Below are 2,741 nucleotides of genomic sequence, written 5' to 3' on the forward strand. Positions count from 1 at the left end.
GTCCGCCGCTGACACCGAAGTGCCCGCTCGACTTGCATGTGTTAAGCCTGCCGCCAGCGTTCGCTCTGAGCCAGGATCAAACTCTCACGTTGAAGAGATTGATCAAAGCTGATCACTACATCTTGACAGAGGCTCACATTCGTCCGGGCATTTCCACCCGAACAGTGTGAGCTTCCAAAAAGCGTATGACAGCTTGCATCCTCTTGATGACCCGGCTTGCACCGGATCCGCAAGGACAAGCGCCGTCCACGCTTCTCTTTCTCGTATTCACTTGTCAAAGAGCGGAACTGACCTTCGTCAGTACCTTGAAGAGACCAGTAAACCACCGGGCTGCCCCGGTCAAGTCCCACTGAAATCTTCGGAAAGTCCGTCCGACCGGCTCGCCTTTGCTTGGGCACCGCGTCGGGAGGCGCCGTATAAGACGCCCCGCATTCCCATGTCAACCACCCTTTTGCCGGCGTCGCACCGAAACCGCCGCGTCAGATCTTGTCGAGCGTGGCCTCACCTGCGGGCCATGTCGCGCTGGGATCCGAGCGCCGGGACCTTGGGTCGCGTCCCGACTGGTGGCGTTGTCGTGCGGCATCGGTAGCCGTCTTGAGCTTCTACAGGTGCGGGTATGATCGTTCCATGAGCCGCAGCACGGATTGACCGCACGTCCAGCATAGGTAGGATGATAGGACTTAAGGCGCCGGCGCTCTGCCCGTCATGGTCTCTCCCCCTGTTCGATGTGCCAGCCAACACGCGATCCTCACGGCGACCCTGCCGATCACCCCCGCCTGACCGGTTCTGGTCTCCACCGGGCGCGGCGGAACTCCGCCCTGGTGCGAAACGCCCGCGATCGCCTCCTCGCGATCGACATCCTGACGCCCGGCGCGGGTTACGTTCTGCGGTCGACCGTCGCTGCGACGCTCGCCCTCGGCATCGCGTTCGGCTTGCAGTTGGAGACGCCCTACTCGGCGGCCTCGACGGTCCTGCTGGTCGCCAACGCCAACCACGGCGCGGTCCTGGCCAAGGGCGGATGGCGCCTCGTCGGCACGGCGATCGGCGGGATGGCCGCGCTCGTGCTCATGGGCCTGTTCATCCAGGCCCCCCTCCTGTTCATCCTCGGTTTTGCCCTCTGGCTGGGTCTCTGCACCGGCGCGGCGACGCTGCTCCGTCATTTTCAGGCCTCCGGCGCGGCGGTGGCCGGCTATACGGTCGGCCTCGCCACGTATGGCGCGTTGGAGATGCCCGAGCGGGCGCTGGACGCCGTGCTCGGCCGTATGGCGACCGTCGCGGTCGGCGTGGCCTGCCTCGGGGTGGTGACGGCCCTGTCGAGCAGGCGCGCAACCCGCATCGCGCTCGAGACTGCCCTGGTCGGGCAATGCGCCGCGATCGCCGGCATCGCCCTGGAGCGGCTGGGCGGCAAATCGCAGCCGACCGCGCTGCCGACCGCGGCTCAGGTTTCCGGCCTCTTCGCGATCGACGATCTGATGGATCTGAGCCGGGCCGAATCCCCGGACATCGCAAGGCGAGAGGGCGTGCTTCGAGAGACCATCGCGGCCCTGTTCGGAGCGCTGCTGGGCACGTCGGACCTGCACGCCGTCGATCGGTGGACGCCCCCGGATCTCGCCGCCGCGCACCGCGACGTCGTCACGGAATTCCCGCGGATCCTGTGCGCGCTGGAAGCTCGACGTTTCGATGATGCCCTCGAGCGGATCACCGCGTTGCGCGACGCCCTGCAGGCGCGCGTAGGCCGCGCCGAAACTGAGGATCCCGGAACAGCCCCCTCGTTGATCGCGCTCGACCGGCTCGTCGCGTTCGTCGAGGATTACGGGTCGGCGGTGTCGGCCATGGCACGCACGCAAGGCAGCCCCGCGAGACCGGAGCGGTCGTTCCGCTTCCATCGGGACTGGGGGGCGGCGACGGAGAACGGCCTGCGCTCCGCACTGGCGATCCTGCTCGCGGGCGCCTTCGGGATCGCGACGGGCTGGAACGACTGGTCGCTCCTGCTGCTCATCCTGGCGCCCTACACGGTCCTGCTCGCCATGACGGGCAACCCGGCAGCCGGCGCCGTCGCGTTCATCACCGGGACGATCCTGGCCGTGCCGGCCGCTTTCGTCTGCGCCTTCGGCCTGATGCCGCGCGTGCAGGGTTTCCCGTTGCTGGTCGCGGTGATCGCGCCGTTCTGGATGGCGGGCCTCTACGCCACCACCCTTCCGCGCCACGCGCCGGCCGGGCTGGCCTATCTGGTTGCGTTCAACACCCTCGTCGGCGCCACCAACCCGATGACGTTCAGCGTGCCGGCCTTCCTGAACCAGGCGTTCGGCTGGGTCACCGCGGTCTTCGTGACGCTTCTCGTCTTCCGCCTGCTCCTCCCGCACGATCCCCGCCGGCAGGCGCGCCGCATCCGGGCGGCTCTGCGCCGCGACGCGCTGGCACTCCTGGATTCGGATCCCCCTGAGCACCGGCAGGTCTGGGAGCATCTTCAGCATCACCGTCTGGCCCGCATCGCGCAGAGCCTCAGGGCCGATCCGGCCGACGCGGCCATCATGGCGGACGGGATCGGGCTGCTGCATCTCGGTCGCGCGGCAATGCGGGCCCGAGATGCAGCCGGACGCTCCACCGCACCGGCGATGCTCCGCACGATGACCCTTCAAGCCTTGACCCTGCAGGCCTTGGCCGAGGCATCCCGGGCACCGCGGCAGGCTCGCGACACCCTCGCGGCGGCGGCGGCCGAGATCGCCGCGCGGTCGATCGAG

At 68.1% G+C, this 2,741-nt stretch carries 1 protein-coding gene and 1 rRNA gene; one reads left to right on the top strand and one right to left on the bottom strand.

The genetic code is table 11. The annotated features are described in order from the left end of the window. A 16S ribosomal RNA gene (locus FV228_RS26010) occupies window positions 1-92 on the bottom strand; the annotation flags it as partial. A gap of 729 nt (window positions 93-821) precedes the next feature. Here FV228_RS26010 and FV228_RS26015 point away from each other — a divergent pair. After that, window positions 822-2,741: FUSC family protein (locus FV228_RS26015; protein ID WP_187277913.1), on the top strand; the 1,920-nt coding region annotated here is incomplete at its 3' end.

Source organism: Methylobacterium sp. WL18 (assembly GCF_008040015.1).
Lineage (GTDB): Bacteria > Pseudomonadota > Alphaproteobacteria > Rhizobiales > Beijerinckiaceae > Methylobacterium > Methylobacterium mesophilicum.